Annotated in this window: 21 protein-coding genes and 1 pseudogene; 10 read left to right on the top strand and 12 right to left on the bottom strand. The window is 66.6% G+C overall.

The genetic code is table 11. The annotated features are described in order from the left end of the window. Nucleotides 1-238 precede the first annotated feature (238 nt). From fdhD to moaD, 5 genes are all read left to right on the top strand, one after another. Complete coding sequence (gene fdhD, locus BTE28158_RS26190) at nucleotides 239-1,108, top strand: formate dehydrogenase accessory sulfurtransferase FdhD (RefSeq protein WP_174920161.1); 870 nt, start codon at nucleotides 239-241, stop codon at nucleotides 1,106-1,108. After that, entirely contained in the window at nucleotides 1,108-2,322 is a 1,215-nt protein-coding gene (locus BTE28158_RS26185; protein WP_151048121.1) for a molybdopterin molybdotransferase MoeA, read from the top strand. Before fdhD ends, BTE28158_RS26185 begins: the two co-directional genes overlap by 1 nt. Nucleotides 2,323-2,524: 202 nt before the next feature. Next, on the top strand, nucleotides 2,525-3,643 hold the full coding sequence (gene moaA / locus BTE28158_RS26180; RefSeq protein WP_151048120.1) for a GTP 3',8-cyclase MoaA: 1,119 nt from the start codon (nucleotides 2,525-2,527) through the stop codon (nucleotides 3,641-3,643). Between the two features lie 46 nt (nucleotides 3,644-3,689). Beyond that, nucleotides 3,690-4,253, top strand: coding sequence for a molybdenum cofactor biosynthesis protein MoaE (locus tag BTE28158_RS26175; protein WP_124625499.1), 564 nt, complete (start codon nucleotides 3,690-3,692; stop codon nucleotides 4,251-4,253). A gap of 70 nt (nucleotides 4,254-4,323) precedes the next feature. Then, nucleotides 4,324-4,581 carry a molybdopterin converting factor subunit 1 gene (gene moaD / locus BTE28158_RS26170; protein WP_124625502.1) on the top strand — a complete coding sequence of 86 codons (258 nt, stop codon included), beginning with the start codon at nucleotides 4,324-4,326 and terminating at the stop codon, nucleotides 4,579-4,581. 58 nt (nucleotides 4,582-4,639) lie between these two features. On the opposite strand, the gene BTE28158_RS26165 is transcribed toward moaD, so the two are convergent. Next, nucleotides 4,640-5,302, bottom strand: a complete 663-nt coding sequence (locus BTE28158_RS26165) for a glutathione S-transferase family protein (RefSeq protein WP_151048119.1) — start codon at nucleotides 5,300-5,302, stop codon at nucleotides 4,640-4,642. Nucleotides 5,303-5,471: 169 nt separating this feature from the next. Between BTE28158_RS26165 and BTE28158_RS26160 the strand changes: the two genes are divergently transcribed. From BTE28158_RS26160 to acnB, 3 genes are all read left to right on the top strand, one after another. Next, nucleotides 5,472-6,482, top strand: coding sequence for a helix-turn-helix transcriptional regulator (locus BTE28158_RS26160; RefSeq protein ID WP_151048118.1), 1,011 nt, complete (start codon nucleotides 5,472-5,474; stop codon nucleotides 6,480-6,482). Further along, nucleotides 6,479-6,640, top strand: coding sequence for a hypothetical protein (locus BTE28158_RS26155; protein WP_170296393.1), 162 nt, complete (start codon nucleotides 6,479-6,481; stop codon nucleotides 6,638-6,640). Before BTE28158_RS26160 ends, BTE28158_RS26155 begins: the two co-directional genes overlap by 4 nt. 348 nt (nucleotides 6,641-6,988) lie before the next feature. Continuing rightward, entirely contained in the window at nucleotides 6,989-9,574 is a 2,586-nt protein-coding gene (gene acnB / locus BTE28158_RS26150; RefSeq protein WP_124625504.1) for a bifunctional aconitate hydratase 2/2-methylisocitrate dehydratase, read from the top strand. A gap of 122 nt (nucleotides 9,575-9,696) precedes the next feature. On the opposite strand, the gene BTE28158_RS26145 is transcribed toward acnB, so the two are convergent. After that, entirely contained in the window at nucleotides 9,697-10,620 is a 924-nt protein-coding gene (locus tag BTE28158_RS26145) for a LysR family transcriptional regulator (RefSeq protein ID WP_151048117.1), read from the bottom strand. A 67-nt stretch (nucleotides 10,621-10,687) separates the two neighbouring features. Between BTE28158_RS26145 and BTE28158_RS26140 the strand changes: the two genes are divergently transcribed. Continuing rightward, nucleotides 10,688-11,305 (top strand): LysE family translocator, encoded by a 618-nt coding sequence (locus BTE28158_RS26140; RefSeq protein ID WP_151048116.1) that lies wholly within the window; start codon nucleotides 10,688-10,690, stop codon nucleotides 11,303-11,305. Between the two features lie 124 nt (nucleotides 11,306-11,429). Here the strand turns inward: BTE28158_RS26140 and BTE28158_RS26135 are convergent, their stop codons facing one another. Beyond that, nucleotides 11,430-12,854, bottom strand: coding sequence for an aminotransferase-like domain-containing protein (locus BTE28158_RS26135; protein ID WP_151048115.1), 1,425 nt, complete (start codon nucleotides 12,852-12,854; stop codon nucleotides 11,430-11,432). 635 nt (nucleotides 12,855-13,489) lie between these two features. On the opposite strand from BTE28158_RS26135, the pseudogene BTE28158_RS26130 reads away from it, so the two are divergent. Continuing rightward, nucleotides 13,490-14,398 (top strand): annotated as a pseudogene (locus BTE28158_RS26130) (branched-chain amino acid ABC transporter substrate-binding protein); the annotation flags it as partial. Nucleotides 14,399-14,429: 31 nt separating this feature from the next. Here BTE28158_RS26130 and BTE28158_RS26125 read toward each other — a convergent pair. The 9 genes from BTE28158_RS26125 to BTE28158_RS26085 all read right to left on the bottom strand — a co-directional run bounded on the left by BTE28158_RS26125 (nucleotide 14,430) and on the right by BTE28158_RS26085 (nucleotide 26,435). Then, nucleotides 14,430-15,341, bottom strand: a complete 912-nt coding sequence (locus BTE28158_RS26125; RefSeq protein WP_151048114.1) for a hypothetical protein — start codon at nucleotides 15,339-15,341, stop codon at nucleotides 14,430-14,432. A gap of 60 nt (nucleotides 15,342-15,401) precedes the next feature. Then, nucleotides 15,402-15,725 (bottom strand): TfoX/Sxy family protein, encoded by a 324-nt coding sequence (locus tag BTE28158_RS26120; protein WP_151048113.1) that lies wholly within the window; start codon nucleotides 15,723-15,725, stop codon nucleotides 15,402-15,404. 90 nt (nucleotides 15,726-15,815) lie between these two features. Then, nucleotides 15,816-17,552: a site-specific integrase gene (locus BTE28158_RS26115; RefSeq protein WP_151048112.1), complete on the bottom strand. Its 1,737-nt coding sequence runs from the start codon at nucleotides 17,550-17,552 to the stop codon at nucleotides 15,816-15,818. A 98-nt stretch (nucleotides 17,553-17,650) separates the two neighbouring features. Continuing rightward, nucleotides 17,651-18,916, bottom strand: coding sequence for an MFS transporter (locus BTE28158_RS26110; RefSeq protein WP_059605866.1), 1,266 nt, complete (start codon nucleotides 18,914-18,916; stop codon nucleotides 17,651-17,653). Nucleotides 18,917-18,931: 15 nt separating this feature from the next. Next, nucleotides 18,932-19,720 (bottom strand): peptidylprolyl isomerase, encoded by a 789-nt coding sequence (locus BTE28158_RS26105; RefSeq protein ID WP_124625526.1) that lies wholly within the window; start codon nucleotides 19,718-19,720, stop codon nucleotides 18,932-18,934. 9 nt (nucleotides 19,721-19,729) lie between these two features. After that, a complete protein-coding gene (gene narI, locus BTE28158_RS26100) occupies nucleotides 19,730-20,413 on the bottom strand; it encodes a respiratory nitrate reductase subunit gamma (RefSeq protein ID WP_151048111.1) in 684 nt (227 codons plus the stop codon). A gap of 24 nt (nucleotides 20,414-20,437) precedes the next feature. Continuing rightward, nucleotides 20,438-21,133 (bottom strand): nitrate reductase molybdenum cofactor assembly chaperone, encoded by a 696-nt coding sequence (gene narJ / locus BTE28158_RS26095; RefSeq protein WP_151048110.1) that lies wholly within the window; start codon nucleotides 21,131-21,133, stop codon nucleotides 20,438-20,440. Further along, nucleotides 21,130-22,659 carry a nitrate reductase subunit beta gene (narH, locus tag BTE28158_RS26090; protein ID WP_151048109.1) on the bottom strand — a complete coding sequence of 510 codons (1,530 nt, stop codon included), beginning with the start codon at nucleotides 22,657-22,659 and terminating at the stop codon, nucleotides 21,130-21,132. The genes narJ and narH overlap by 4 nt, the downstream gene beginning before the upstream one ends. Further along, a complete protein-coding gene (locus BTE28158_RS26085) occupies nucleotides 22,656-26,435 on the bottom strand; it encodes a nitrate reductase subunit alpha (protein WP_151048108.1) in 3,780 nt (1,259 codons plus the stop codon). The genes narH and BTE28158_RS26085 overlap by 4 nt, the downstream gene beginning before the upstream one ends. Nucleotides 26,436-26,593 lie beyond the last annotated feature (158 nt).

Genomic DNA, 26,593 nt, shown 5'->3' with positions numbered 1-26,593 from the left:
ACTGTGCTTTCCCCTGGGCCGAAGATGTGTGTACGGAAAACCCGTTGCGGGGCCGCGAGGCCCTCAGCTGTACTGCTTTCCGCACCGCGACGCTGTGCATCCGCCGCACGGCCGAACGCCCGTACCATCGACTCGTAGCCTGCCGGTGGCGAGCCGGCGCGACACCGCGCACCACCCCGGCATAATTCGCGCCCATCGCTCGGCGCACGCGCCGAGCGATCTCCCAGGAGAAAACAGCATGGAGCCCAACGACCGCCCCGACGATCCGGCCGGGAGCTGCGCGTGTCACGTGACGCGTCATCGTGCCGGCGAAACATGGGACACCGTCGATCGCGTCGTCGACGAAACGCCGGTTGCACTCGTGTTCAACGGCATCGCACACGCGGTGATGATGGCGACGCCGATCGACCTCGACGCGTTCGGCCTCGGCTTCGCGCTGAGCGAAGGGATCGTCGAGCGCGCGTCGGACGTCTTCGACATCGAAAGCGAATATCGGCCGACCAGCGCCGAAGTACGGCTGACCGTATCGCAGCAGGCGTTCATGGCGCTGAAGGCACACCGGCGCGCGCTGGCCGGCCGCACCGGCTGCGGTGTCTGCGGGATCGAAAGCATCGCGCAGCTCGACCTCCATCCGCCGCGCATCGCGGCCGCGGGTGCGGCGGCCGGCATCGGTGCCGACGCCGTCGCGCGCGCGGCCCGCGCGTTGCCGCAGCGGCAGCCGCTGATGCGGGCGACCGGCGGCATCCATGCGGCCGCATGGTGCGACAGCGACGGCGCCGTTCAGGAAGTCTTCGAGGACGTCGGCCGCCACAACGCGCTCGACAAGCTGATCGGCTGGCTCGCGCGGCGTCGCGCCGACCTGAGCGCGGGCTTCGTGTTCCTGTCGAGCCGCGCGAGCTACGAGCTCGTGCGCAAGGCGGCGCGCGTCGGCATCCCGATGATCGCGACGATCTCGGCGCCGACGTCGCTTGCGATCGACGTCGCGCGCGAAGCCGGCGTGCGGCTGCTCGGCTTCTGCCGCAACGACGGCTTCGTCGAATACGTGTCGCCCGACGCGCTCCCGCTACCCGAACCAACGCGTGCGCAACCGCATGCGCTCACCGCTTGATGAAACCCCTGACCGATTTCGATACCGCCCAACGGCAGTTCGCCGCCGCGTTCGCGCCGCCGCATGCGGCCGTCTCCATTCCGGTCGAGCAGGCGGCCGGCCACGTGCTCGCCACGCCGCTCTCCGCCGTGCTCGACCAGCCGCCCGCCGACCAGAGCGCGATGGACGGCTATGCGGTCCGTCACGCCGACCTCGAACACGGCGAGCCGCTGCGCGTCGCGCAGCGCTGCTACGCGGGCGACGCGCCGTCGCCGCTGGCACCGGGCACGGCAGCGCGAATCTTTACCGGCAGCCTGATTCCGCCCGGTGCCGACACCGTCGTGATCCAGGAGCACGCGCGCGAGCAGGACGGCGGCGTCACGTTCGACGCACCGCAGCGCAGCGGATCGCATATCCGCCGCCGCGGCGAGGAAGTGCGCGCGGGCGACCTGCTGATGCCTGCCGGCGTGCGGCTCGGCGCGATGCACGTCGGCGTCGCAGCCGCGCAGGGTTGCGCGCGCATCGCCGTGCGGCCGCCGCTGCGGGTCGGCATCCTGACGACCGGCGACGAACTCGTCCCGTGCGGCGAGCCGCGTGCGCCCCGGCAGATCTACAACAGCAACGCGCCGATGCTCGCGGCTCTGGTATCGGGAACCGGTGCTGGCGTCACCGCGAGCGAACACGCCGCCGACACGCCGGCCGCCGTCGATCAGGCACTGCGCGAAATGGCCGCGCGCTGCGATCTGGTTGTCTGCGTCGGCGGCGCATCGGTCGGCGACAAGGACCTGCTGCGCCCCGCGCTGACCGCGCTCGGCGCGTCGTTCGTGGTGTCGGGCGTGCGGATGAAACCGGGCAAGCCCGTCGCGCTCGCGCGGCTCGACGAACGGCCCGTGGTGCTGCTGCCCGGCAATCCGGGCGCGGCGATGATCGCCTTCGCGCTGTTCGTCGCGCCGCTGATCCGCTGTCTGCAGGGACGCGACGACTGCCTGCCGGCCGTACCGTCGCTGCCGATCGACATCGACGCCGAACCGGATGCGCAGCGCGAACGCTTCGTGCGCGTGCGCCGCACCATCGACGCCACCGGCGCGCCCGTCCTCGACACACTGCGGCAGCAAAGCGCCGGCACGCTGCAATCGCTGCTGCAGGCGACCGGGTTCGCACGGCTGCCGGCCGGCCGACGCATCGCGCGCGGCGACGCCGTGCCGTATTACGATTTCGCGCACTGGCTCGCATGAGCACGAACATGAGCATGCGGCGGCTCGCCATGCCCATCTTTCGCGCATCCAGGATGACGAACTGTATTCCTGTATTCCAGGCGGGATTGTGTCTCTGCCGATGGAAGCCGGCGACCTATCCTCACGATGAGGCTCGTCACGACCCGTACGCCGACACGTCGGCACACGCACGGCCGATCGGCGACGCCGTTCCGCTCACTTCCTGCAGGCAGACGAACCCATCGTGAATGCCATCGCTTCCGCGCCGGCCGCCGCCGAATCCGGCAGCGCATCGCCCGGTGCCTTCTCCCGCCCGCTCGACACGCTCGCGCGGCCGCTGCGCGATCTGCGGCTGTCCGTCATCGACCGGTGCAATTTCCGCTGCGGCTACTGCATGCCGCGAGACAGCTTCGGTTCCGACTATGCGTTCATGCCGTCGTCCGAGCGACTGTCGTTCGCGCAAATGGAGAAGATCGCGCGCGCGTTCGTCTCGCTCGGCGTCGAAAAGATCCGCATCACCGGCGGCGAGCCACTGCTGCGCCGCAACCTCGAAGCGCTGATCGAACGGCTGGCGACGCTGACGACCGTCAACGGCAAGCCTGTCGAAATCGCGCTGACGACCAACGGTTCGCTGCTCGCCGCCAAGGCACGCGCGCTGCGCGATGCGGGCCTGTCGCGCGTGACCGTGAGTCTCGACGCGATCGACGATGCCGTGTTCCGCCGGATGACCGACACTGACGTGCCGGTGGCGCGCGTGCTGGCCGGCATCGAGGCCGCGCAGGCGGCCGGGCTCGCGCCCGTGAAGGTCAACGCCGTGATCGAGCGCGGCGCGAACGACAGCCAGATCCTGCCGCTCGTGCGCCACTTCCGTCATAGCGGCGTGGCCGTGCGCTTCATCGAATACATGGACGTCGGCGGCGCGAACGCGTGGTCCGGCGACAAGGTCGTGCCGGCCGCGCGGATGCGCGAAATCATCGAAGCGAGCTATCCGCTCGTGCTCGTCGGCGAACCGGGACACGATGCCACCGCGATCCGCTGCCGGCACATCGACGGCGCGGGCGACGTCGGTTTCATCGCGAGCGTGTCGCATCCGTTCTGCGGCACGTGCTCGCGCGCACGCGTGTCGGCCGACGGCCAGCTCTATACATGCCTGTTCGCGATGCAGGGCACCGACCTGCGGCCGTGGCTCGACGATGCCGAATCGATCGACCGCCTTGCCGACACCGTGCGCGCGCGATGGATGCGGCGCGACGACCGCTATTCCGAACGGCGGGCCACGCGTGCGGCCAGGCCGTCGGGCAAGACCCATTCGATCGTGCGCATGTCGCTCGTCGGCGGCTGACGGGCTGCCGCGCGAAGCGGAGCGCACCGCCTACTGGAGAACCGTCATGACCAGATTCACCGAATCCCGTGCCGCGTCATCCGACGATCCGTCGCGTGACGGCGGACATTCCGAACCCGTCGACCCACACACCGAGCCGCCGCCGGCGATCGCAGCCGGCTTCGAGGTGCGTGTGCAGTACGCGACGATCGACGCCGGCGCCGAGATCGCGCCGTTCATTCGCAATCCGAATGTCGGCGCGGTCGTGAATTTCCTCGGTGTCGTGCGCAACGAAGGCGACGTCGACGACGTGATCGCGCTGGAAGTCGAGCACTATCCGACGATGACCGAGCAGGCGCTGTGGAGCATCGTCGAGGAAGCCAGCGCGCGCTGGCGGCTCGAGGCGGTCAGGATCGTGCATCGCGTCGGGCGCATTCCGCTCGGCCACGCGGTCGTGATCGTCGTGGTGGCCGCCGCGCATCGCGCGCCGGCGTTCGATGCGTGCGAATTCATCATGGACTTCCTGAAGACGCACGCGCCCTTCTGGAAGAAGGAGATCCGGCACGACGGCGTGGCCGGCTGGGTCGAGCCGAAGGCGCATGACGATCAGGCGATGCGTCGATGGGGATGAACGTGCCGGCCAACGCCTTTCCGATTCCGCCGATATCACCGACTTCACCGATTTCGCTCGGGACATCGCAATGAAACTGACGATCAAATACTTTGCGAGCATTCGCGAACAACTGGATACCGACGAGGAAGTCATCCAGATCGATGCGCATGAGCTCACCGTCGACGCGCTGCGCGCCACGCTCGCCGCACGCGACGCGCGCAGTGGTGAAGCGCTGCGGATAGACCGGCCCGTGCGCGCGGCCGTGAATCGCGAGATGGTGACCGGCGGATTCGTCGTGCGGGAGGATAGCGAGGTGGCGTTCTTTCCGCCGGTGACAGGCGGGTGATTCGTGCACATCCAGCGGCGACTGACAGATCGTAGCCGCTCGATGCGCAACCGGCTGGCTAATAGAGCCCGCGAAGAAAATCCGGAACCGGATGGTCGATCGAAGCGAGATAATCCGCCATCGCACCGGCCACTTTCCGCACGGCCGGACGCGCGGTCATCCGTTCGCGCCAGGCGAGCAGGTTCGGTGTCTCCGCCGTCATCGGCGCGCCCTTGCGCGCGCCGAACAACTGCGCCATGTAGAACGCGATGTCGGCGTACGAATAGCTTTCGGCGAGGAATTCCCGGTCCGCCAGCACGCGCTCCATGCGTCGACAGTATTGCCGCGCTTCGCCGCGTGCGGCCTGTGCCGCGGGATGATCCGGCGTCTCTTCGAGGCCCATCAACCGGATCACGTGCGGAAAATAAACCTCGTCGCTGCAGTGCTCGAGCTGACGCGCCACCGCGCGCGCTTTCGGCTGCGCGGGCCATAGCGCCGGATCGGGCTTCAGGTCTTCCAGGTACTCGAAGATCTGCGTGGAATCGAAAATCTCCAGGTCGCCGTCGATCAGCACCGGCACCTGACGCTTCGGATTGATGCGCAAGACGTCCGGATGCTTCGGATCATAGCCGCGCTGCTGGCTGAACGGCGCCAGCACGCGCTCGAAGGCGATGCCCTTCTCGTGCGCCGCAATTTCGACTTTCGCGCCGAACATGCTCAGCGGACCCGTGATGATTTTCATGTGTCGCTCTCCTCGATGGGTTTCGCGCAGCGGCCTTCACGTGAGCACCGCCCGCGTGTCGGCAAGCCCGCGCCCGACTCCGTTGCGCGCAGGCCGATCGCGGATGTGTCGGATCATAGATCCGATAACATGACATCCTGTGTCATGTATTCCGGATCAGGTGCCGCACATGAAAGCCAGCCGGCTGTTGTCGATCATGATGATGTTGCAGGCGCGCGGCCGCATGACCGCGCCGGCGCTGGCTGCCGCGCTGGAGGTGTCCGAGCGGACGATCCTGCGCGATATCGACCAACTGTCGACGGCCGGCGTGCCGATCTGGGGCGATCGCGGACGCAACGGCGGTTTTCAGTTGCAGGAGGGCTGGCGTACCGATCTCACGGGACTGACCGAGCAGGAGGCACATGCGTTGATTCTGGCGGGTCTGCCGGGGCCGGCGCGAGAACTCGGGCTCGACGGGATGGCCGCGTCCGCGCGGCTGAAGATGATCGCCAGCCTGCCGCCGGACTCGCGCGAGCATGCCGATCGTGTCGCGAGCCGGCTGCATGTCGATACCATGGATTGGTATCGGGCGCAGGAAACACCGGCGTTTCTGCGCGAGGTCGCCGATGCCGTATGGCAGTCGCAGCGGATCGAGGTGACGTACGAGAGCTGGCGCGGCGTGTCGCGCCGGGCACTCGATCCCCTCGGCCTGGTGCTCAAGGGCGGTGCGTGGTACGTGGTGGCGAAGGTCGCCGGCAAGCGCGATGCACTGACTTTTCGGCTCGCGAACATTCGGGAACTCGCGGCGTCGCGCCGGCGATTCAAGCGGCCCGCGCGGTTCGACCTGCCGCAGCACTGGCGTGATGCGATGAGCCGGTATGAGGCGGAGCTTTACCGGTTGAGCGCGCACGTCGCGGTGTCGGCGCGCGGAGAGCGCTGGCTGGTCAATGCACGCGTGAAGGTCGTGCCTGTCCTGGAGAGCGCCGGCAATGCCGCGGTTCCGCCGGGATGGAAAGAATTCCTGATGCCGATCGAATCGATCGAGCACGGTGCGCGGAAGCTGCTTGGATATGGTGCGGAGTTGAAAGTGCTCGGGCCGCGGGAACTCGTGGTTCGACTGACCGACGAGGTTGCAGCGACGAAGGCGCTGTACTCACCCGCGCCGCCGACGATCGACGACGCGCCAACATTTGCGGCGTGATCAGCGCGAAGTTGCTCGCACTCGCCGTGTTCACCGCGCACACCACCGTGATGGGCGCTTTTCGGACGCCGCCGCCGGTCGAGACCGCCTGGATCGGCATCGGTGTCTTCATCGTGCTCTATCTTGCTCGTCGCGCTCGTCATCCGTTGGGATCCTGAAGCTTCCTGACCTCGACCGGTTCACCCCTGGATTTTCCACATACTGAAATCGCACCGGTCGAGCGAATGCCTCATCTGCGACGTGCGTACGCCCCACAGCGCCCCGATCCGCGATCACTCCCTGCACCACGCCGCTACCTAATCCGCCGAATTCTTCCGCAAGGTGCGCCGCGACAGCACGCGTTTCTCGACGTTCCACAATCAACTCTTATATAAGACATAAGACATTTGACGCCTGACCATATTGGGATTAGAATCCCGTCCAAGCAGTGAAGCAGTGTCCGGAACAGCAGCCTCGGCGTGCCTGGAAAGCCCTTCCCCTGAAACGCAATCTCAGCAGGTCCCCCCATGCTTGAAAACTTTCGTGCTCACGTGGCCGCCCGCGCCGCGCTCGGTATTCCTCCCCTGCCGCTGACGGCTCAGCAAACCGCCGAACTGGTGGAACTGCTGGCGAACCCGCCCGCAGGCGAAGAGCAGACGCTGCTCGACCTGATCACCCACCGCGTCCCCGCCGGCGTCGACGAAGCCGCGCGCGTGAAGGCCGGCTTCCTGGCCGCCGTCGCGAAGGGCGAGACGGCCTGCCCGCTGATCTCGCGCGAGCGCGCGACCGAACTGCTCGGCACGATGCTGGGCGGCTACAACATCCAGCCGCTGATCGAGCTGCTGTCCGACGACGCAGTCGCGGCCGTCGCTGCCGACGCACTGAAGAAAACCCTGCTGATGTTCGACCAGTTCCATGACGTGAAGGAACTCGCCGACAAGGGCAACGCGCACGCGAAGGCCGTGCTGCAGAGCTGGGCTGACGCCGAATGGTTCACGAGCCGTCCGGAAGTGCCGGAAAGCCTGACCATCACCGTGTTCAAGGTCACGGGCGAAACCAACACTGACGACCTGTCGCCGGCCCCGGACGCCACCACCCGCCCGGACATCCCGATGCACGCGCTGGCGATGCTGAAGAACGCGCGCCCCGGCATCACGCCGGAAGAAGACGGCAAGCGCGGCCCGGTCAAGTTCATCGAATCGCTGAAGGAAAAGGGTCATCTGGTCGCCTACGTGGGCGACGTGGTCGGCACCGGCTCCTCGCGCAAGTCGGCCACCAACTCGGTGCTGTGGTTCACCGGCGAAGACATCCCGTTCGTCCCGAACAAGCGCTTCGGCGGCGTGTGCCTCGGCGGCAAGATCGCCCCCATCTTCTACAACACGATGGAAGACGCCGGCGCGCTGCCGATCGAGCTCGACGTGTCGCAGATGAACATGGGCGACGTGGTCGAACTGCGCCCGTACGAAGGCAAGGCGCTGAAGGACGGCAACGTGATCGCCGAATTCCAGGTCAAGTCCGACGTGCTGTTCGACGAAGTGCGCGCCGGCGGCCGCATTCCGCTGATCATCGGCCGCGGCCTGACCGCGAAGGCACGTGAAGCGCTCGGCCTCGCACCGTCGACGCTGTTCCGCCTGCCGCACCAGCCGGCCGACAGCGGCAAGGGCTTCTCGCTCGCGCAGAAGATGGTCGGCCGCGCATGCGGCCTGCCGGAAGGCCAGGGCGTCCGCCCGGGCACGTACTGCGAACCGAAGATGACCTCGGTCGGCTCGCAGGACACCACCGGCCCGATGACCCGCGACGAACTGAAGGATCTGGCCTGCCTCGGCTTCTCGGCCGACCTCGTGATGCAGTCGTTCTGCCACACCGCCGCTTATCCGAAGCCGGTCGACGTGAAGACGCACCAGACGCTGCCGAACTTCATCAGCACCCGTGGCGGTATCGCGCTGCGCCCGGGCGACGGCGTGATCCACTCGTGGCTGAACCGCATGCTGCTGCCCGACACCGTCGGCACCGGCGGCGATTCGCACACGCGCTTCCCGATCGGCATCAGCTTCCCGGCAGGCTCGGGCCTGGTCGCGTTCGCGGCCGCCACCGGCACGATGCCGCTGGACATGCCGGAATCGGTGCTGGTCCGCTTCAAGGGCAAGATGCAGCCTGGCGTCACGCTGCGCGACCTCGTCAACGCGATTCCGCTGTACGCGATCAAGCAGGGCATGCTGACGGTCGCCAAGCAAGGCAAGAAAAACATCTTCTCGGGCCGCATCCTCGAAATCGAAGGCCTGCCCGATCTGAAGGTCGAGCAAGCGTTCGAACTGTCGGACGCATCGGCGGAGCGTTCGGCAGCCGGTTGCACGGTGCACCTGAACAAGGAACCGATCATCGAGTACCTCAACAGCAACATCACGCTGCTGAAGTGGATGATCGCGCAGGGCTATCAGGATCCGCGCAGCCTGCAGCGCCGTATCGTGGCGATGGAGCAGTGGCTGGCCGACCCGCAACTGCTGTCGCCGGATGCCGACGCCGAATACGCGGCCGTCATCGAGATCGACCTGGCCGACATCCATGAACCGATCGTTGCGTGCCCGAACGATCCGGACGACGTGAAGACGCTGTCCGACGTCGCCGGTGCGAAGATCGACGAAGTGTTCATCGGCTCGTGCATGACCAACATCGGCCACTTCCGTGCCGCATCGAAGCTGCTGGAAGGCAAGCGCGACATCCCGGTCAAGCTGTGGGTCGCGCCGCCGACCAAGATGGACCAGAAGCAACTGACGGAAGAAGGTCATTACGGCGTGTTCGGCACGGCCGGCGCCCGCACCGAAATGCCGGGCTGCTCGCTGTGCATGGGCAACCAGGCGCAGGTGCGCGAAGGCGCGACGGTGATGTCGACGTCGACCCGCAACTTCCCGAACCGCCTGGGCAAGAACACGAACGTGTACCTCGGCTCGGCGGAACTGGCGGCAATCTGCTCGCGTCTCGGCCGGATCCCGACCAAGGACGAGTACATGGCCGACATGGGCGTGCTCAATGCCAACGGCGACAAGATCTACAAGTACATGAACTTCGACCAGATCGAAGACTTCAAGGAAGTCGCCGACACCGTGCAGATCTAAGCATGCGGTCGAGCTACGGCGGGCTGTGCCCGTCGTGGCGACACGCAATGGCGCCACGGGCTGAATGCCTGCGGCGCCATTTTTTTATGCTGCCGGCATCGCGCATCGATCCGGCTCACGCGTCAGACCATCGTCTTCAGCCAATCGCGCAGCGCCCACTGCGCGCTCCCGTCCTTCACGGGCGCCGGCGTCAGCAGACAATAGTGCGAGCCGTCCTCGACGAAACCCATCGGCGCGACCAGCACGCCGCTTTCGAGGTCATCGCGAACGAGATGCCACGGACCGATTGCGACACCCAACCCCGCGACGGCCGCCTGAATGCTGAAATAGAAATGGTCGAACACCAGCCCGCGCCCGCTGCCCGGCGGTCGATGCGCGGCCGCCGCCCATTCCTTCCACGCGTCCGGCCGTGTCCGGGCATGCAGCCGCGGCGCGCCGCGCTTCAGCGCGCGACCGTCCCGGCTGCCGGAAAACCACATGTCCACCTTGTCGGGCCGGCACACCGGCCCCACCCTTTCTGCGAACAGTTTCTCCGCGTGATAACCGTCGGGCCACGCAAAGTCATTGCGGCGGATCGCCATGTCGATGCCGTGGTCGAACGAGAACGGGCCACCCGCCGCGGCTAGGTGGATGTCGACGCCCGGGTACATTGCCTGGAAGTTCGGCCAGCGCGGGATCAGCCAGCGCATCAGCAGCGTGGGTTCGCACGACAGCACCGAACGCTGCGCACGAGCCGCCTCGGTCCGCAATTCATGCGCGGTCTGCCTGATCAGATGCAGACCTTCATGGACGGCCTGCGCCAGCTTGCGGCCCGCATCGGTCAGGAACACACGGCGACTGCGCCGCTCGAACAACGCCACGCCCAGATCGTCTTCGAGCAGGCGCACCGCGCGACTGACGGCGCCGTGCGTCACGTGCAGTTCATCGGCGGCGCGGCTGAAATGCTCATGGCGAGCCGCCGCCTCGAAGCAGCGCAGTGCCATCAGCGACGGCAGACTGGCGCGAACATTCTGTGACTCCCACTCACCATCTTGGTCAGAAATCATCGCTTTTCCTGGTGAACCGTGATCCCTAATATTGGCGCATCACGGTGAAAATCAAAAGGACGATGCAATGACGGAATGGATACTCGTAGTCACCATCACTTTACTCGCGGTCATCAGCCCGGGGCCGGATTTCGCGATGGTCACGCGCAACAGCCTGATGCTGTCGCGCCGGTCGGGCTTGCTCACCGCATGGGGGATCGGGCTGGGCGTGACGGTACACGTGAGCTATACGCTGCTCGGCGTAGGCCTGCTGATCCGTCAATCCCTGTGGCTCTTCAATACCGTGAAGCTCCTCGGGGCGATCTACCTGATCTACCTCGGCGCGAAGATGCTCACAGCCAGGCCCGCGCGCGGACAGCCCGCAACGCCTGCCGCGCCGCTGTCCGATCTGGCGGCGCTGCGCACCGGTTTCCTGACCAATGCGCTGAATCCGAAAACCACCGTGTTCATCGTCAGCCTGTTCATGCAGGCCGTTCGCCCCGATACGCCATTGATCGTGCAGATCGGTTACGGCCTGTTCATCGCGCTGGCGCATGCGGGCTGGTTCAGCCTGGTGGCCGCCTGCTTCTCCGCCCGGGCCGTCCGCGATCGTTTGTTGTCCTTACGTCACTGGATCGACCGCACCTTTGGTGTCCTGCTCGTCGGCTTCGGGATCTTGCTGGCCGTTGCGCGCGGCAGTCGCTGAGCATCATGCGCTCGACCGGAGCGATGCACCTCGCGCGCGTGTCCGGGTTTCTGCGCGCGAGGGCCGGCTGATCGCCGCGCGACACCATCTCGGCCGGTGCGTGCGACGCGCACCGGCCTTCGCTTCATCGCACGCACGAGGCGGCGAGCTTCCCGACCGCGATCACCGCTCGCTCGATCTCCGGCGACCACGGGCTGCTGTAGTTCAACCGGATGAAGTTCCGGTAGTTGTCGGTGATCGAGAACATGTAGCCGGGGCCGATCGTGATTCCCTGCTCCAGCGCGAGCTGATACAGCCGCATCGCGTCGACCTGCACCGGCAACTCGACCCACAGCACGTAGCCGCCGGCCGGGCTGGAGATGCGCGTGCCTTCAGGGAAGAATCGCGACACCATCGCGCGCATCAGGTTCGCCTGCTGCGCATACGCCTTGCGCAAGCGCCGCAGGTGATGCTCGTAGCCGTCGCGTTCGAGAAACTCGGCGATCGCAAGCTGCGGCAGCGACGGCGTGGCCAGCGTGTTCAGGAACTTCAGCTTCTCGACCTGATCGCGATACCGGCCCGGCAACGCCCAGCCGACCCGGTAAGCCGCCGTCAGGCTCTTCGAAAACGATGCGCAATGCAGCACGATCCCGTTGCGGTCGTAGGACTTCAGCGTGCTCGGATGCGACTCGCCGAAATACAGTTCGTTATACACACCGTTCTCGATGATCGGCATGTCGACGCGGGTCGCGAATTCCACCAGTTCGCGCTTGCGCTCGTCGGGCATCTGGAAGCCCAGCGGATTCTGGAAATTCGGCATCACCATGCACGCGGCGATCGGCTGCGACTTTGCGATTGCCGCCAGCGCGGCGATATCGATCCCGTATTCCGGATGCGTCGCGACCTCGATCGCCTTCATCCCCATCCGCTCGATCGCATGCAGCATCGCGTAGAACGTCGGCGACTCCACCGCGATCGTGTCACCCGGTTTCGCGACCGCCTGCAGGCACAGGTTGATCGCCTCCGTCGCGCCGACCGTCACGATGATCTCGTTCGGGTCGACCGACATGCCGTTTTCCAGGTAGCGCCGTGCGATCTGCCGGATCAGGCGCGGATGGCCGGGCGGCAGCCCGTCGGTCACGCCCCACAGCGACTTGTCCCGGCCGGCCGCATACGCGTAGCGGTTCAGCTTCTCGAACGGAAAGAGGCTCGGATCCGGATACGGCGAACCGAGCGGCACCGCGTCGTCGGTGCCGATCGAGCGCAACGTCGACAGCACGAGCCGGCTCATGTCGACCGACGACGAAATCGCGATCGGCTTCGACGGCCGCAGCTCGCGCACCGGCGCATGGTTGTCGTCGCGACGCAGGTTCACGAAGTAGCCCGACTGCGGACGGCTTTCCAGCAGCCCGCGGCTTTCGAGCAACAGGTACGCGTGCAGCACGGTCGTGATGCTGATCCGGTGCTGCTGGCTCGCCTGCCGCACCGACGGAATCCGGTCGCCGTGCCGGTACACGCCCTGGCGGATCAGACGTTCGATGTCGTCCGCGAGTTTTTCGTAGAGCTTCATTGCGTGCTCCCCGCCGCCCAGCGCATGCGCGCCGCCGCCCCGTGCACGCCCGTTCCGTGCGTGTGCTGCCTGCTGACCAGGCTGTCGTGATGCCTGATTGCTCCCTCGGGTTTTGCCTTTTCCATCGCAGTGGCTCGCTTTTGAAGATGCGCCGGAAGGCCCGTGATGTCTGGGCCTGCGGCACTGTGCACTTGATGATGGAATCTTAAGAGCAGAACAGTTGACGCAGAGTACACACATCGGACACGCACAGAAGAGTACAGTTCGTCGCGAATTTGCGACTTCGGGCGAACTGTACGTCTTACGAATTTGGTGCGGGGAGCGGCGACCGGAGAGCAATACGACGTGACGCGCAGCGCTGTCGGCGCTGGCTGGTCACGCCCGACCGGCCTGACAGGAAAAGGTCGAGGCTGCCCGAGCTGCACGGCCATGAAAATGGCACGAGAGCGATGGGGCGTGCCACGCGGGCGTCAGCGAGCCGACGATGAAGGGTTCGGGACGAGATGCGGACGCTGTCCGGTGGCGCAACGCGCTGCGGCTGTTCACCTGCGCCCGGTGCGGGCACCGACGTCGGTCTGTTCGACACGGGGAGCGAGCCGGCAGCCTTCGCCGTTGCACGCGGTATCGTCGCTACCGTGGCCGATCCGCGCATCGCGATCCAGGTCGCACAGAAGCTCGTCGACGACGGCGTGGTCGGTGTGATCGGCCACTACAACTCGGGCTGCAGCATCCCCGCGTCGGCCGTCTACAGGCAGGCGAACGTCGCGATGATCACGCCCGGCTCGACCAATCCGCAACTGACGATGCAGGGCTTCAAGAACGTGTTCCGCACGATGGGGCACGACGGCGTCGGCGGCGTGGTGGCCGGCCGCTTCGCGGTCGAGCAGTTCAAGGCGAAGCGGATCGGCATCATCGACGATCGCACCGCATTCGGCCAGGGGCTTGCCGACGCATTCGAGAAAGGCGTCAAGGACGCGCACGGCAGCATCGTCGGCCGCGAATACACGAACGACAAGGCCGTCGATTTCCGCGGCATCCTGACGACGATGAAGAGCAACAACGTCGACCTGCTGTTCTTCGGCGGCCTCGACGAACAGGGCGCGATGCTCGTCAAGCAGATGCGCTCGCTCGGCATCCGCGCGCAGCTGTTCGGCGCCGGCGCGTTGAAAAGCAATGCGTTCCTGAAGATCGCCGGCAACGCGGGCGAAGGCACGCAGGATCTCGAGCCGGGCCCGGCGCTCGACAAGCTGCCGTCCGCCATCGCGTTCGCGCAGCGCTACAAGGCGCGCTTCAACCAGGACGTCGAGCTGTATGCACCGTTCGCGTACGACGCGGCGCTTGCCATGATCGCGGCCGTTCGCAAGGCCGATTCGGTCGATCGCGGCAAGATCGTCGCGAGCCTGCCGGGGGTGTCGGTCACGGGCGTGACGGGGAAGATCTCGTTCGACGAACGCGGCGACCTGATCAAGCCGCCCTACACGCTGTTCCGCGTCGAACAGGGGCAGTGGCACAGCATTCGCACGGTCGGCGGCGCGTCGAACTGATCGGCGCCGAGCAGCCCGGCAGCAGGCGGCGTCATCGCGCCGCTTGCTGCCGCTGCACTTCCTGTGCCTTCATCTGCAGATACGCGCCCCGCTCGACTTCGTGCAGTTGCTTCGGATACTGCTCGGTCGCGTCGAACCAGCGCGCAAGGCGCTGGTCGAGCGGCTTGTCGAGCGTCGCGAGATACGTGTCGATCGCGAGGTAGTAGCGCATCGTGTTGCGCTCCAGCAATCCGCGCACGCCGCCGATGTACTGCGGCTGCGTCGCCGATGCGCCGCTGGCTGCCGTGAACCCGACCTTGTCGCTGCCGACCGTCGCGAGGTAGGTCTTCATCGCCATGCGTCCGACGGCGCCGAAGCCGTACGAATACGTCAGGTGCAGAAACGTGCGCGACGCGCCGACCGGCACGGCCTCCAGCGCGATCCGGTAGTCCTTCGTGCCCATCGGGCCGCTGTCGGCGGTCAGGTCGACCTGAAAATAGTCAGGCGTCGCGGCGGCCACGCGGTAGCGGAACTGCACGCGATAGGTATCCGACAGCTTCTGCTCGATCTTGCGGCCGAGGTTCACGTCGAGCACCGGGCCGTCGCTGCCGGTCGACGCGTGACAGTACTTCGTGTTCAGGTGCAGGATCAGCACCGCGCACCAGTTCGCGGGGCCCTGCGCGGGATCGTTGAGCTTGCCGTTCACGACGGCAAACGGATAGTCGACGACCGCGTAGATGTCGCCCTTCAGCGACGACGACGCCTCCGACGATTCGAGGTATAGCGGCCGGTGAAACGCGTTGTCCTTCAGTTGCGCACCGAGGCTGTGGTAACGGTCGAGCAGCGCCGCCGCGCCGTCCGCGCCGAACGACAGCGCGCACCAGCCGAGGCACAGGGCTGCGACCAGCGCGTGCCATGCACGGCGCGCATATCGTGGTGTTTGCGGATGTTCGGATGTCTCCATTCTTGTGCTCCAGCGGGGGGCGCGATGGTCGCGCACATGGTTCACAGAATACGCCGACCGCTATCGACCCCGCTTCACCGGCACCGGCAGTTGCGCAGCAGTGATCCGGATCAGCGCCGACAGCCATTCGCGGTCGTCCCAGCGCTCGCCCCCAATGACGAGATGCGGCTTCGCCGTCGGATACGGTGGCGCTTCGTCGCAGGTGCCGAGAAACGCACGCCCGTCAGGCGTCGGCTTGACGAACAACCGGTCGTCGCACACCAGCGCGACCATCTTGCCATCGCAGTAGATGCCGTACTCGCCGAACATCTTGCGCGCCGACACGGTACCCGCTGCAGCCATCTGCTCGACGACGAAATCGACGGTTCCCTGACTCGATGCCATCCATCCGCTCCGTTACCGAATAACCCTTCTGACCGTCACCGACGCGGTGTCGTTCCGTTCAGATTTCATGCGATCACGCGCGCGCCCTGCTCATTTGTCAGCCGAAAACGCACTCGACATCTGCCGTGCCCGCTTCACATCGTCCCCGTGCAGATAAATCGAGGTCGTCGAGATCGACGCATGCCGCAGGTTGTCCCGCACCGTCGTCAGCTCCGCGCCGCGCGCGAGCGCATGCGTCGCATGCGTATGACGCATCCAGTGCGGGCTCGCCTGGCGCAGCTTCTGCGCGAGCGACGGGTTGTCGTCATCGACGAGCGCGGCCGTCTGCGCGAAGAAACGCTGCATCACCTTCCACAGCCGCACGCTCGTAATTCCGGCCGCCCCGTCTTCCGCAAGGCTCGGAATCAGCGGCGTATCGGGCCGCCAGCGCACCGGCGTGACCGGCAGCCGCCGCGCGACCAGATGACGATCGAGCGCCGTGCGCGCGAGCGGCGGCAGCGCGACGCGCGCGGCCTTGCTGCCCTTGCCGATCACCTTCAGCCACGCATCGCCGTGCGCGTCCGTTTCGATGTCGCCAAGCGTCGCGCCGACCAGTTCGCTCGCGCGCAGCCCGGTCGCATAGCCGAAATCGAGGATGAAACGCAGCCGTTGCGCGGCGGCCGGCGTCCAGCCGGACTGCGGTGCGCCGGACGGCTTGGCCTTGCGAAACTCGAGCCCGTCCGCGATCGTGCGCACGAGCAGCCACTCGCCTTCGGTGAACGCATGCGACGTGTCCAGCGCATTCGCGCCGCGCGTATCGCGCACCTTGACGCCCGCGAACGGATTCGCGAGCAGATAGCGCTGCTCGATCAGCCAGCGGAACAGCGCGCCGAGAACCGATAGCGTGTACGCGGCCGAACGCGCGGACAATCCGCCCGAAAACGGCCGCCAGTCCGGCGCGCCGCGCGGCCGCACCGGGCCGATCCAGCGTTCGTGCGGCGTCGGGTTGCGCAGGAACGCGCGATACGCAACCGCATCCTCGGTGGTCAGCGACGACAGCGCGCGCCCGCGCTCGACGATCGCCCACAGGATCAGCCGCTCGGCCTCCTTCCGGTACGCGCGGCGCGTCGCGGCCGATTCGTGCAGCGACAGCCACGCGTGCACGGCCGCGTAATCGTTGTCCGCGTCGAGCGTGCTGGTCGCGCGCGGCGCGCGGAACGTGCCGGCCGACCCGTCGACCTCGTGCGGCAACTTCAGGTGCTCCCACGGCACGATGGCGCTGCGCGGCGTCGCCGCGATCAGCGCGCGCGCCCGCTCCGTCAAGTCGGGATGCGCGGAAAAGAACGCCTCGATGTGGCGCGCGCTCGCCACGCCGAGCCCCGTTATTGCGCGCCACCACTGGCGCCGCCGCGGAATCCGCACGGTCAGGTCGGCCAGCGTCGCGATCCCGTGTGCGCGCAGCGCGACGACTGCGCGTGCGGGCAGCCACAAACCAACGTCGTCGCTGATCTGCGGCACCGGCGCTCGCGCATGGCGCAGCAGGCCGATCGCATCGGTCGCGGCCTTCGCCATCTGAATGCGCGCGCTGTCGGCATGACCCAGTTGCTCCGCGAGATCGGGCCGCCCTGCCTGCCGCGCGACACGCACGAGACGGCGACGAATCCCGCCGATCACGCCGCGCGCCGAGCGCCCTTCGCCGAGCCGATCGGGCAGGTAGCGCTCGACGGCCTGCCGCACGGTCATGCCCGCGTACCACGCGCGCAGCGCGGCCAGTTCGTCGGCGTCGGGGAAGCCCGCGGGCGCAGGTGTGGAATCGGAGGAAGGCGATAAGGCGAGGCGCGGTGTCATGGGCGCCAGTTTGACAGAACTGCGGACGCTCGAAAACGCCCGGCGTGCTGCAAGATGCGTGCGCGATGCCGCAGGCTACCGGCATCGCGCAGGAACGTTCAGCCCGTCACAGGCGTGCGCCGCACCTCGGACAGGTAGATCAGGATCAGCGACACCCACACGATCCCGTACAAGAACATGAAGCAGGTCGTGCGCACGCGCAGCAAGTCGAGCAGCAGGCCGAACAGGATCGGCAGCAGAAAGCCGCCGAGCCCGCCCGCGAGGCCGACGATGCCCGTAACGACGCCCATGTTGTCCGGGAAATCGTCGGCGACGTACTTGAAGGTCGACGCCATCCCGAACGCGAACACCGCACCGAGCACGAAGGCCAGCGCGACGAAGCCTGCCACCGGCATCGACAGATTCAGCGACGCGGTGCCGTCGATCGTGTGAATCACGAAGTCGGTCGCCGGATACGACAGCAGGAACAGGCAGATCCACGCGACCCACAGTCCCCACCAGGTGACCGCATGCGCGCCGAAGCGGTCGGACAGCGCGCCGCCGAGCGCACGCAACAGGGAGCCCGGCAGCGAGAAGCCGGCCGCGAACGCGGATGCCATCACGAGCGACATCCCGTATTCGCTCTTCAGGTACTGCGGAATCCACAGCGACAGTGCCGTGAAGCCGCCGAACGTGATCGAGTAGTACTGGCAGAGCCGCCACACGCGCGGATCGCGCAACACCTTGAACGCATCGAGCATCGATCCACCCCGTTTGCCTGCCCCTGGATCGGGTGCCGACGCGAACCAGAAGATCACGGCCGTGACGAGCAATGCGACTGCGTAGACGCGCGGCACGAAGCGCCATCCATATGCGGACAGCAGCAGCGGCGTGACGAACAGGTTGACCGCCGCGCCGCACGTGCCCGCACCGAACACGCCCATCGCGAGCCCACGCCGCTTCGGCGGGAAAAAGCGCGCGACGTACGGCGTGCCGACCGCGAACGACGCGCCGACGCAGCCGAGGAACAGCCCGATCAAGAGGAACTGCCACAGCTGCGTCGCGTAGCTGACGATGTACACGGGAATCGCACACACGACGAGCAGCACCGTCATCACGATCCGGCCGCCGAAGCGGTCGGTCCACGTGCCCAGCGGCAAGCGCATCAGCGCGCCGGTCAGCACGGGCGTCGACGTGAGCAGCCCGAATTCCGTGCTGTTCAGCCCGAGATCGGTGCGCAGTTGCACGCCGAGCACGCCGAACATCATCCACACGACGAAACACACCATGAACGCGAGCGTGCTCGCGGCCAGCACCGACCATGCGCGCAGCGGAACGGCCGGCGTCTCCGCGGCCAGGCGGACGTTACCTTGTTGAATTGCCATACGCAAAACCTCGTTTCATTGGACGAGCGGGCCGTTCGCGCCGTCGAAGGTCACGCCTTCGACCCGCGCGCCGCCCGCGAGTATCGCCACGTACTGCCGTATCGCCCGCTGCCGCACGCGTTCCGACAGGTACGCGGCGATCTGGCCGGCGGCCTCGTCGAACGGCACCACGTCGCCAGGCACGCGTCGCTCGATGCGCACGATGTGGAAGCCAAAGCGGGTATTGACGAGTTTCGGCAGCACGCCGAGCCCGTCCGTATCGAACAGCGCAGCCTCGAATTCCGGCACGGTGTCGCCGCGCAGGAGCTGCCCGAGGCTGCCGCCGACTTGTGCCGACGGACAATTCGAAGACGCGCGCGCGACCGCTTCGAACGTGTCGGGCGCGGCCACCACGTCGGCGAGCGCACGTTCCGCGCGCTGCCGCAGCGGTGCGAGCGGCACGCGGTCGGTCACCGCGAACAGCACGTGGCTCGCATACACGATGTCGCCGCGGCGAAAACGCGTCGGATGCTGCCCGTAGTAGCGCTCGCAATCGGCGCGATCGGGTTCGGGCACGTGAGTCAGCTCGCGCTCGAGCAAGGCATCGACCGCTGCGTCGTCGAGGGGTGTGCTTTCATCGATCAGCCCGAGCGATACCGCGCGCTGACGCAGCAGTTCGCGCACCGCGAGCGCATGCCGTGCCGCGTCGAGCGGATCGGGTGCATCGCCGTGATGCTCGGCCTCGGCCGCAATGGCCGCGTCGTCGATCGCAACACCGTTGATCGCCAGCGGCGCGGTCGCGACTTCGGAGAGAACGTCGTTCATGTGGCCTCCTCAGCGCTTGCGCACGAGCTGGTACGGGCGGATCAGGTACGCGACCGACGCGATACCGCTCCAGATGTGCACCATCCGCGTGAACGGCGACACGAGGAAGATCGTGAAGCCCAGCAGGATATGCAGCCGGTACGTCAGCGGCACGCCGACCAGCAGGCTCGCGATGTCCGGCCGGAACGTGCCGACGCCCTTCACGTAATCGGTGAGCTGCTCGAACATCACGCCGTCCATGTGGCGCGTCGACAGCACGACGGTGCCGAGCCCGAGCGCGAGTTGCACCCACAGCATCAGCACGATCAGGATGTCGGACTGGCGGCTGTTCTTGCGGATGCGCGGGTCGCCGAGGCGGCGCCAGATCAGGATCGTCAGCCCGATGATCGCCGCGACGCCGGCCGCACCGCCCGCCACCATCGCGACGAGCTGGTGCCCGGACGCCGACAGGAACGGCGACACGAGCCAGTGCGGTGCGAGGAAGCCGCCGAAGTGCCCGAGCACGACGACCAGCACGCCCCAGTGGAACAGGTTGCTGCCGAGCCGCAGCATCCCGTGGCGCAGCAGCTGCGACGAATCGCTCTTCCACGTGTACTGCTCGCGGTCGAAGCGGATCAGGCTGCCGACCAGCAGCACCGCGAGACAGATGTACGGGTAGATCCCGAACAGGAACTGATGCAAATAAGCGTTCATGTCTTTCCCCAGTTGAGCCCGCGCTTATGCGCTGCGGGCCGGCCGCTTGTCGTGGAACCGCACCGTCTGCTCGGCCGGCGTTGCCGCGCCGACGAAGCGCACTGCCTCGTCCGCATACGACGCGTCGAGCGCGCGGTAGTCGTCGGCACTCGGCCGCTCGCCTGCGATGTCGTCGTCCGCGGCCGCCGGTGCGTCGACCGACGCGAGGCCGGCCATCGGCAGCAGCGCGCCGACAACGAAGCTGTAATGGCTGCCGCGCTGCGCGAGTTGGCCGGCCAACGCGCGCAGGATCTCGCCGGTCTCGCCGAGCAGGTTGCGCGCATCGGTCGCCGGCAGCCGCGACAGGTATTCGAGGAACACGGGCAGGTAGTCGGGCAGCTCGCCCGGATTCAACGTCAACCCGTGCCGCTCGTACATCTGCAGCAGGTCGACCATCGCCTGCCCGCGGTCGCGCGATTCGCCGTGCACGTGCTCGAACAGGTGCAGTGACGTCGCGCGACCGCGATCGAACAGCGCGACGTAGTTCTCCTGCAGCGTCATCAAGTCACGCTCGCGCACGTAGGCGAAGAAGCGGTCGAGGCCCGCGCGCACCGCCTTCGGCGCGCGCGCATATTCGCGCAGGTGGGCTTCGATCGAGTCGAGCACGTCGACGAGCGCATCGTCGGGATAGTCAAGCAGCGCAGCGAACGCCGCGTAGGTCGGATCGGGTGCGATGGTCATCGGGACGCCTCGTGGATCGGAATGGTTTTCGTGCCCTTCTTCGGACTGAACAGGCTGCCCTCCGAACGGCCGTCGGAACAGCCGTTGCCGAACGAGAAGCCGCACGACGCGCGCAGATCGTATGCGTTTTCCGCATACTCGCGGTGCGTCGTCGGGATCACGAAGCGATCCTCGTAGTTCGCGATCGCGAGATAGCGGTACATCTCCTCGACCTGCGCGAGCGACAGACCGACCTGGTCGAGCACGCCGCGCGCGTCGACGCCGTCGACGTGGCGCGCGCGCATGAACGCGCGCATCGCGAGCAGCCGTTCGAGCGCGAGCTTCACGGGCGCCTCGTCGCCGGCCGTCAACAGGTTCGCGAGATAGCGCAGCGGAATGCGCAACGATTCGACGTCCGGCAGATAGCCGTTCATCCCGAGCGCGCCGCTGTTGGCGGCCGAGTTGATCGGCGAGAGCGGCGGCACGTACCACACCATCGGCAGCGTCCGGTATTCCGGATGCAGCGGGAACGCGATCTTCCAGTCGATCGCCATCTTGTAGGTCGGCGAGCGCCGCGCGGCGTCGAGCCACGCGGCCGGCACGCCGTCGCGCTCGGCTTGCGCGATCACGGCCGGGTCCTCCGGATCGAGGAACAGCGACAACTGCGCTTCGTACAGGTCCTTCTCGTTCTCCGCGCTCGCGGCTTCACTGATCCTGTCGGCGTCGTACAGCAGCACGCCGAGGTAGCGGATGCGGCCCACGCAGGTTTCCGAACACACCGTCGGCTGGCCGGCCTCGATGCGCGGATAGCAGAAGATGCACTTCTCGGCCTTGCCGCTCTGCCAGTTGTAGTAGATCTTCTTGTACGGGCAGCCCGACACGCACATGCGCCACCCGCGGCACTTGTCCTGGTCGATCAGCACGATGCCGTCTTCCTCGCGCTTGTAGATCGAATCCGACGGGCACGACGCGACGCACGCCGGATTCAGGCAGTGCTCGCAGAGGCGCGGCAGGTACATCATGAAGGTGTTCTCGAACTGCCCGTAGATCTCCTTCTGCACCGACTCGAAGTTGTAGTCCTTCGCGCGCTTCTCGAACTCGCCGCCGAGGATTTCCTCCCAGTTCGGACCCCACTCGATCTTTTCGAGCCGCTGGCCGCTGATCAGCGAGCGCGGCCGCGCGACCGGCATCGCGCGCGTGTTGCCCGCTTCCTGAAGATGGCCGTAGTCGAATGTGAACGGCTCGTAGTAATCATCGATTTCGGGCAGGTGCGGGTTCGCGAAAATCTGCGCGAGCAGCCGCCACTTGCCGCCCATACGCGGCTCGATCCGGCCGTCCGCACGGCGTTGCCAGCCGCCGCGCCAGCGGTCCTGATTCTCCCAGTCCTTCGGATAGCCGATGCCCGGCTTCGTCTCGACGTTGTTGAACCACGCGTACTCCATCCCTTCGCGGCTGGTCCACACGTTCTTGCAGGTCACCGAGCAGGTATGGCACCCGATGCACTTGTCGAGGTTCAGCACCATCGCGATCTGTGCGCGTACCTTCATGACGTTTCTCCATCCCGTACGGCCTGTGTGGTCGGGTCGACCGCGGTTTCCTCGCCGTCGAGCCAGTCGATCTTGCTCATTCTGCGCACGATCAGGAACTCGTCGCGATTCGAGCCGACCGTGCCGTAATAGTTGAAGCCGTACGACAGCTGCGCGTAGCCGCCGATCATGTGGGTCGGCTTCAGCGCGATGCGCGTGACCGAGTTGTGAATGCCGCCGCGCGTGCCGGTGATCTCGGAGCCCGGCGTGTTCACGATCTTTTCCTGCGCGTGGTACATCATCACCATCCCGGACGGAATCCGCTGACTCACGACCGCCCGCGCGCACAATGCACCGTTCGAGTTGTAGCACTCGATCCAGTCGTTATCGACCGCGCCGATCGCTTTCGCGTCGTCCTCCGACATCCACACGATCGGGCCGCCGCGCGACAGCGTCAGCATCAGCAGGTTGTCCGTGTACGTGCTGTGGATCCCCCACTTCTGGTGCGGCGTCAGGAAGTTGAGCACGCGCTCCGGATTGCCGTTCGAGCGCTTGCCGACCATGTGCGCATAGCTGCCCGTGTCGATCGGCGGCTTGTACACGCACAGCGACTCGCCGAACGCGCGCATCCACGCGTGATCCTGGTACAACTGCTGACGGCCCGTCAGCGTGCGCCACGGCACCAGCTCGTGCACGTTCACGTAACCGGCGTTGTACGACACGTGCTCGGATTCGATCCCGCTCCACGTCGGCGACGAGATGATCTTGCGCGGTTGCGCCTGGATGTCGCGGAAACGGATCTTCTCGTCCGCGCGCGCGGCGGCCAGGTGCGTGTGGTCGATGCCGGTGATGCCAGACAACGCGCGCCACGCCTTCACCGCGACTTCGCCGTTGGTCTCCGGCGCGAGCGCGAGAATCACCTCCGCGGCGTCGAGCGCGGTGTCGATGCGCGGGCGCCCCTGCGTGGCGCCGCCGGCGACCTGGTAATTGAGCTGGCCGAGCAGCTTCACTTCGTCCTTCGTGTCCCAGCCGATGCCCTTGCCCGCGTTGCCGAGCTTGTCCATCAGCGGGCCGAGCGACGTGAAGCGTGCATACGTATTCGGATAATCGCGCTCGACCGCGATCACCGACGGCATCGTACGGCCCGGCACCGGCTCGCATTCGCCGCGCTTCCAGTCCTGCACGTCGAACGGCTGCGCGAGTTCGCCCGGCGTATCGTGCGCGATCGGCGCGAGCACGACGTCGCGTTCGACGCCAAGATGCCCGTCGCACAGCTCGGAGAAGCGCTTCGCGATCCCCTTGAAGATTTCCCAGTCGCTCTTCGATTCCCATGCGGGATCGACCGCTGCCGACAGCGGATGGATGAACGGGTGCATGTCGGACGTGTTCATGTCGTCCTTCTCGTACCACGTCGCGGTCGGCAGCACGACGTCCGAATACATGCAGGTGGTCGACATCCGGAAGTCGAGCGTGACGAGCAGGTCGAGCTTGCCGCGCGGCGCTTCGTCGTGCCACTTCACTTCCTCCGGACGCGCGCCGCCCGTCGCGCCGAGGTCGTCGCCCTGCACGCCGTTGGTCGTGCCGAGCAGGTGCTTCAGGAAATACTCGTGGCCCTTGCCCGACGAACCGAGCAGGTTCGAGCGCCACACGAACAGGTTGCGCGGGAAGTTGTCGGGGGAATCCGGGTCCTCGCACGCCATCCGCAGCATCCCGGCTTTCAGGTGCCGCGCGACCTCGGCGCCGGCCTGCGCGGGGTCGCCGAGACTCGCACCGACCTTCAGCGGATTCACCGCGAGCTGCGGCGCGGACGGCAGCCAGCCCATCCGTTCGGCGCGCACGTTGTAGTCGATCGGCGAACCGTGGAACTGCGTCTTGTCCGCGAGCGGGGACAGCAGCGCGCCCGGGTCCATCGTGTCGTAGCGCCACTGATCGGTGTGCGCGTAGAAGAACGACGTCGCGTTCATGTGCCGCGGCGGCCGGTTCCAGTCGAGCGCGAACGCGAGCGCGGTCCAGCCCGTCTGCGGACGCAGCTTCTCCTGGCCCACGTAATGCGACCAGCCGCCGCCCGGCTTGCCGACGCAGCCGCACATGATCAGCATGTTGATGATCGCGCGGTACGACATGTCCATGTGGAACCAGTGGTTGATCCCCGCGCCGATGATCACCATCGACTTGCCTTGCGTCTTGTGCGCGTTCTCCGCGAACTGCCGCGCGACCGAGATCACGTCCGCGCGCTTCACGCCCGTGATCGTTTCCTGCCAGGCAGGCGTATATGGAAGATCGTCGTCGTAGCTCGCGGCCACGTCGCGCCCGCCCAGCCCCTGGTCGAGCCCGTAGTTCGCGACGAACAGGTCGTAGACGGTCGCGACCAGCATCTCGCCGTCGTGCGTCGCGACGCGCCGCACGCCGATCCGGCGAGACAGCTCGGAGCCGTGCTGCGTCGAGTTGAAATGCGCGTGCGGCTGGTTGCCGAAGTACGGAAACAGCACGTCGACCACGTCGTCGTGCCCGGCCGTGCAGGACAGCCGTGGTGACAGCGCCGCACCCTTCGACGTCTCGCCTCGCAGGTTCCACTTGCCCTTGTCGCTCGATCCGTCCTTGGCCTGCTGCCCCCAGCGGAAGCCGATCGAGCCCACCGGCACGACGAATTCGCCGGTCGCGTCGTCGATCATCACGGTCTTCCAGTCCGGATGTGCAGCCTCGTCGAGCGCGTCGTCGAAATCGGACGCGCGCACGAGGCGCTCGGGCACGTAGCCATCGCCGTGCGGCACGAGGCGCACGAGCGCCGGCATGTCGGTATAGCGCTTGCAGTAGTCGATGAAATAGTCGCTCTTGCCTGCGAGGTGGAACTCCTTCAGGATCACGTGACCCATCGCGAGCGCGAGCGCCGCGTCGGTGCCCTGCTTCGGATGCAGCCACAGATCACCGAACTTCGCGCCTTCCGAGTAGTCGGGGAACACCGACACGACCTTCGTGCCGCGATAGCGCGCCTCGACGAGGAAGTGCGCATCGGGCGTGCGGGTCTGCGGGACGTTGGAGCCCCACATCATGATGAACGTCGAGTTGTACCAGTCGGCCGATTCCGGCACGTCGGTCTGCTCGCCCCAGGTCTGCGGCGACGCGGGCGGCAGGTCGCAATACCAGTCGTAGAAGCTCAGGCACACGCCGCCGATCAGCGACAGGTAGCGCGAGCCCGCCGCGTACGACACCATCGACATCGCCGGAATCGGCGAGAAGCCGACGACGCGATCGGGCCCGTGCCGCTCGACCGTGTAAACGTTTGCGGCCGCAACGATCTCATTGACCTCGTCCCAGCTCGCGCGTACGAAACCGCCGAGCCCGCGCCGGCTCTGATACGAGCGCCGCGCGTCGTCGTCCTCGACGATCGAACGCCATGCGTCGACCGGCGCGAGCGTGCGGCGGCGTTCGCGCCACAGCTTCACCAGCGCGCTGCGCACCATCGGATGCTTGAGACGGTTCGCGCTATACAGATACCAGGAGTACGAAGCGCCGCGCGAGCAGCCGCGCGGCTCGTGGTTCGGCATGTCGGGGCGCGTGCGGGGGTAGTCGGTCTGCTGCGTTTCCCAGGTGACGATCCCGCCTTTCACATAGACCTTCCAGGAGCACGAACCCGTGCAGTTCACCCCGTGGGTCGAACGGACGATCTTGTCGTGCTGCCAGCGCAGCCGATAGCCGTCTTCCCATTTGCGGTCCTCGTCCGTGACGGCGCCGTGTCCGTCGGAGAATGTTGGCCTTGTGGTGGAGAAATAACGCAATCTATCCAGGAAATGGCTCATGGGGATCTCGTTTTTCCGGTCTTTTCGCAGACCCTGAGTATTTAAGGAGGTGATATTCCGGATGTAAAGGACGATCGGCATTCGGCTCGTGGCGTCCGGTTCCATCCCTTGCGTCCGGATCGAATGAATTCTCTTTCGGATCGACATATCACGATTTG

The organism is Burkholderia diffusa (assembly GCF_902499115.1).
GTDB classification, from domain to species: domain Bacteria; phylum Pseudomonadota; class Gammaproteobacteria; order Burkholderiales; family Burkholderiaceae; genus Burkholderia; species Burkholderia diffusa.
Note: the sequence above shows the minus strand (reverse complement) of the source record. Positions and strands in the feature narration are given on the sequence as shown.